This is a genomic window from Methanosphaera sp. A6, from assembly GCF_001729395.1.
Lineage (GTDB): Archaea > Methanobacteriota > Methanobacteria > Methanobacteriales > Methanobacteriaceae > Methanosphaera > Methanosphaera stadtmanae.
In genome coordinates this window covers 1-4,035 of the sequence record NZ_MAIF01000115.1, presented here as the reverse complement: position 1 = coordinate 4,035, position 4,035 = coordinate 1, and the positions used below count along the sequence as shown (strand labels likewise).

The following is a 4,035-nucleotide window of genomic DNA, read 5'->3' as shown; positions in this document are numbered from 1 at the left end:
CAAAAAGAATAAAAAATATAAATAAAAAAATAAACAATGTTTAATTATATGTTGTTAAAATAGGTATTTATAATAAAAAATTCCTTGAATAATTATTATTTTTTATAAAAAAATAATAATCAAAATATGTATTTATTTATAAATATAAATATATAATAATAGAAAAAATTTCAAGGAAATGATTTAGATGGAAACAAATATATTAAAAATGATTTCAATAGCTGATATAGCATCACTTGCCAATGCATTATCTGGACTAGGTGCAATATTAGCTGTTTTAACTGGAAATACAATACTTTCAGCGCAACTATTGCTACTAGCTGTTGTATTTGATAGTGTTGATGGGATATTAGCAAGAAAGTTTAATGAAGGTCCTATGCATGCACTTTTTGGTGAAACAATAGATTCACTTGCAGACATTGTATCCTTTGGAGTAGCACCTGCAATAGTAATATATATGCTTACTAATAATTCATTAATATTAATACCAGTATTTTTATTAGTTGCATGTGGAATTTTAAGATTAACTAGATATAATACACTACTGGCAGGACAAACCAGTCCAACAGAAGTATTCATAGGATTACCAATACCATCATCTTCAATGATTGTTGCATTATTAATACTTACTTCATTGATAAGTTTTGAATCAATGTTTATACTAACAATTATAATATCTCTACTTATGATATCAAGTATTGAATATCCAAAAGTAAGGGATATGAAGGTTATTGTATTAACTGGAATCTTAACAATATTATGTATTATACCAAATATCAATGAGGCACTACATTCAATTCCATCATACATATTACTAGTATTAGTATTGATATACATATTTGGACTTACAATATACAATTTCATACCTGCTAATAATTATTCCATATCTAAATTAAAAGTAAATAATAATGTAATAGATGATATAAGTACTATAACAAGAAATTCATCTAAATCTAAAAAGGATTTACATAAAAAATAAATAAATCCTTTACTTCTTTTTTTTATAAGTATTATTTTTTCAATATATACAAAGATAAGTTATGAAAAAAATAATCAATTACTTAAAATATAATTCTAAAAATTTATTCAATGATTTAAAAGATTCATTAGAGCCAAACAACAATACATTGTCTCATAAAAGACATAGACAATATTATCAAAAAGAAAATAGAGAACTTTTAACAGGTATTGTTGTACTTTCTTTTGTGGTTTTAATAATCTTTGCGATATGTTATTATTTTCTAGTATTTAGTCCTTCAATAGAGGAGTTAAACACAAAAAAGACTATTAAAATTAATGAAGTAAATACAATTTTTAAAAATAATACAGAAAATATTCAAGCTAAACATTCAATAATAGCCCAAATCAATTCGGCAACTACGCAAGATGCAGTTGAATCTATTGATGTTGAAGCATTAGCATATCCTATACTAAAAAATCAACTACATTCTCAAATAAATGAATTTAAAGATAAATATGATAGAGTGGAAGTGGATGTTAATGATACAAAAAATATAATGTCTGTAGATAATGCAACAACTTATGTTAATTCAGAAAAATCATTAACTGGTATTTCTATTCATAAGGTTGACTCTGTGATAGTTCCATTAAGTATAAATAGAAAACAGGCAGCCAGTGGTTTATTGAATGTGGGTGATGTTGTTGATATATATAATAATATTATAGATACTGATTCAGAAGAATATCTAAACAATACAGATAATATATCTACTAATAGAAAGACTAATAAACTTGTTGGAGGGGCAAGAATAGTATCAATACTTAGATCTAAGGATTCTGGAGTAATTAATTATAATATGGAACTTGATGAATATCCTAATATGAGAAATTTATCACAAAAGAACGTGATTGAGGTTGAAGAAGTGTTATCATCAAAGGCTATTGGAGTTCTTGATGAATCTCAATTAAATCTATTATTAACAGAGTATGGTACTCGTTTATCTGATTATGAGAGGACTTCCAATCTTGGAAATTTGGATGTTGAATATATTATAATGGTTGAAATTCCAAGAGATTCTGTAGTAGCTGTTATATCAAATATGGATAATATTATCTTAACAATTCCAACATATAATGCTCCATTATGGGTAGATTTAAAAATGTAACATGATATATGATATAATGAGGTATGTCTATGAAAGAAGAATATTATTTTAGAAATTTATCCAATAGGGAAAGAGCCATATTTGAGGGTGGTATTAGTATGGGTGCATTATATCATCAATTTGTTGGAACACCAGTTAATATTGAAAGCTGTAGTAGTTTGGAAAAAGCTATAGAAGAAAGTATACTATTACAACCAGCAATTATAGATGTGAAGGTTTCTTTAAATAAGAATTTAATTAAAGATGCATGTGGATCTATGAACTACACATCTCTTGAGGGTTCAATGCTTGAGGTAACATTAACTACGAATGTGGGAAGTGATGTTATTTCTACATGCATATCCTATGATGAAGAATTAGAATATCCTATAATGTATATTAAAGAATGATAGGATATTTCTATTCTTTTTTCTCATAAGTTGCAGCTTGTAATTCCTTTACTTGTTGAGGTAGTCTGTTAAGAATTCTATCAATAATATTCATATGTTGAACTTGACCTATGGCATAACTATATTTTTCAAGTCTTTTTAGAGTTTCATTTAGTTCGTCTTGTGTTTTATTTAGTCTTTCTTGTGCATGTTCTCGTTTATTTTTAATTTTAGTATTCTCTTGCACTTGTTTATTTGTTGTTTCAACTTGTTCAATATATTTTTCTTCTAAAACTTTATTATTTTCTTTTAAAATTTTAATTTCTTCAACATTATCATTATTTAAAGAATTCACACGATTTAATTCTATTTCGAGTTGTTGTATTTTATTTTCTAAATTCAAATTCTTACTTTCAAGTAATTCTATACTACTTTTTTGTGTATCTATTGTAGATGTATGTTTTTTATTTTCATTAGTTAATTTTAAATGTTCTGTTGTAATACTTTTAATTTCTTTTGTTAGGCTTGTATTTTCACTTTTTAAACTTTCATTTTCATATTTTAGATTTTGAATAATTGTTTTTGTTTTTTCAATATCTTGAATATCTTTATTGATGTAATTTGCAATAGCATTCTCTATCTCTTCTGATGTATGTTTATATGTAGTTCCATACTCTTGTTCTATCTTTTCTTGAAAACTACTCCATAGATTAGCATCTAATTTTATTGTTTTTCTTACTGTTTGTTTACTCATAATCCTTCTTCCTATTCTATAATTTATTTTTATAAGAAGTTGTTTATTAAAATTAGTAGTTTTCTATGAAAAATAACATTAATTAATAATTGGTGAGTGTTGTTAATATGTGGAAATTAGGGTATGATATTTTATATATAAATAAAAATTTGTTTTTATATGTATGATTTTTGTTTTTCTATGATTTTTCATGTGTAAAATGTTGTTTTTCAAATGTTGATTTCTGTTTTTTAAAATCTTATTTATATTCTAAAATAAGTATGAATATTGTTGAGATTTTTATATTAAGATTTATTTAAACTGTATTATAAATAAAAAATTAAATTTTCATTTATTATTAAAATCACATACTATTTGCAATATATTCTATTATATTTTAAAAGTATGATTTTAGAAGGTATTTTTTCTTTAAAGTAAAAAGAATTTACATTATATATTGTATATTATAATGGATTGCTATTTTCATAGTATTCTATTATTTTCTAAAGATTATTCTTTTTTATGAAAACTTGTATTTTATTAAATTCATAATGATTTATATATACAATTTTATTAATTTTTATATAAATTCTAAATATATAATTAATTTTGTCTATTAAAATAGCATAACTTATGATAATATGTAGGGGAATTCTTTAGAGATAATATACAATTTTCCATATATCTCTAAATTTATGTAACATTTCTGTAACTATTAATTATAGAATAAACAAATTATAAATATTATGTGATAAAAACGATGTTTAAAAAAATAACTAAATTTTATTCATCTATCATGGAAAAATAT

At 23.4% G+C, this 4,035-nt stretch carries 4 protein-coding genes; 3 read left to right on the top strand and 1 reads right to left on the bottom strand.

All coding sequences use genetic code 11. The annotated features are described in order from the left end of the window. Nucleotides 1-187: 187 nt before the first annotated feature. The 3 genes from pssA to A9758_RS04410 all read left to right on the top strand — a co-directional run bounded on the left by pssA (nucleotide 188) and on the right by A9758_RS04410 (nucleotide 2,515). Nucleotides 188-979 carry a CDP-diacylglycerol--serine O-phosphatidyltransferase gene (gene pssA / locus A9758_RS04420; protein WP_011406965.1) on the top strand — a complete coding sequence of 264 codons (792 nt, stop codon included), beginning with the start codon at nucleotides 188-190 and terminating at the stop codon, nucleotides 977-979. A gap of 61 nt (nucleotides 980-1,040) precedes the next feature. Next, nucleotides 1,041-2,126: a DUF515 domain-containing protein gene (locus A9758_RS04415; protein WP_011406964.1), complete on the top strand. Its 1,086-nt coding sequence runs from the start codon at nucleotides 1,041-1,043 to the stop codon at nucleotides 2,124-2,126. A gap of 29 nt (nucleotides 2,127-2,155) precedes the next feature. After that, nucleotides 2,156-2,515 carry a dihydroneopterin aldolase family protein gene (locus tag A9758_RS04410; protein WP_011406963.1) on the top strand — a complete coding sequence of 120 codons (360 nt, stop codon included), beginning with the start codon at nucleotides 2,156-2,158 and terminating at the stop codon, nucleotides 2,513-2,515. Nucleotides 2,516-2,525: 10 nt separating this feature from the next. On the opposite strand, the gene A9758_RS04405 is transcribed toward A9758_RS04410, so the two are convergent. Beyond that, nucleotides 2,526-3,248 carry a hypothetical protein gene (locus A9758_RS04405; RefSeq protein WP_011406962.1) on the bottom strand — a complete coding sequence of 241 codons (723 nt, stop codon included), beginning with the start codon at nucleotides 3,246-3,248 and terminating at the stop codon, nucleotides 2,526-2,528. Nucleotides 3,249-4,035: the final 787 nt, after the last annotated feature.

What these genes read in the sequence shown, in the direction of transcription:
- A9758_RS04415 (WP_011406964.1), top strand. Translation starts at nt 1,041, where the DNA reads ATGAAAAAAATAATCAATTACTTAAAATATAATTCTAAAAATTTATTC.
- pssA (WP_011406965.1), top strand. Translation starts at nt 188, where the DNA reads ATGGAAACAAATATATTAAAAATGATTTCAATAGCTGATATAGCATCA.
- A9758_RS04410 (WP_011406963.1), top strand. Translation starts at nt 2,156, where the DNA reads ATGAAAGAAGAATATTATTTTAGAAATTTATCCAATAGGGAAAGAGCC.
- A9758_RS04405 (WP_011406962.1), bottom strand. Translation starts at nt 3,248, where the DNA reads ATGAGTAAACAAACAGTAAGAAAAACAATAAAATTAGATGCTAATCTA.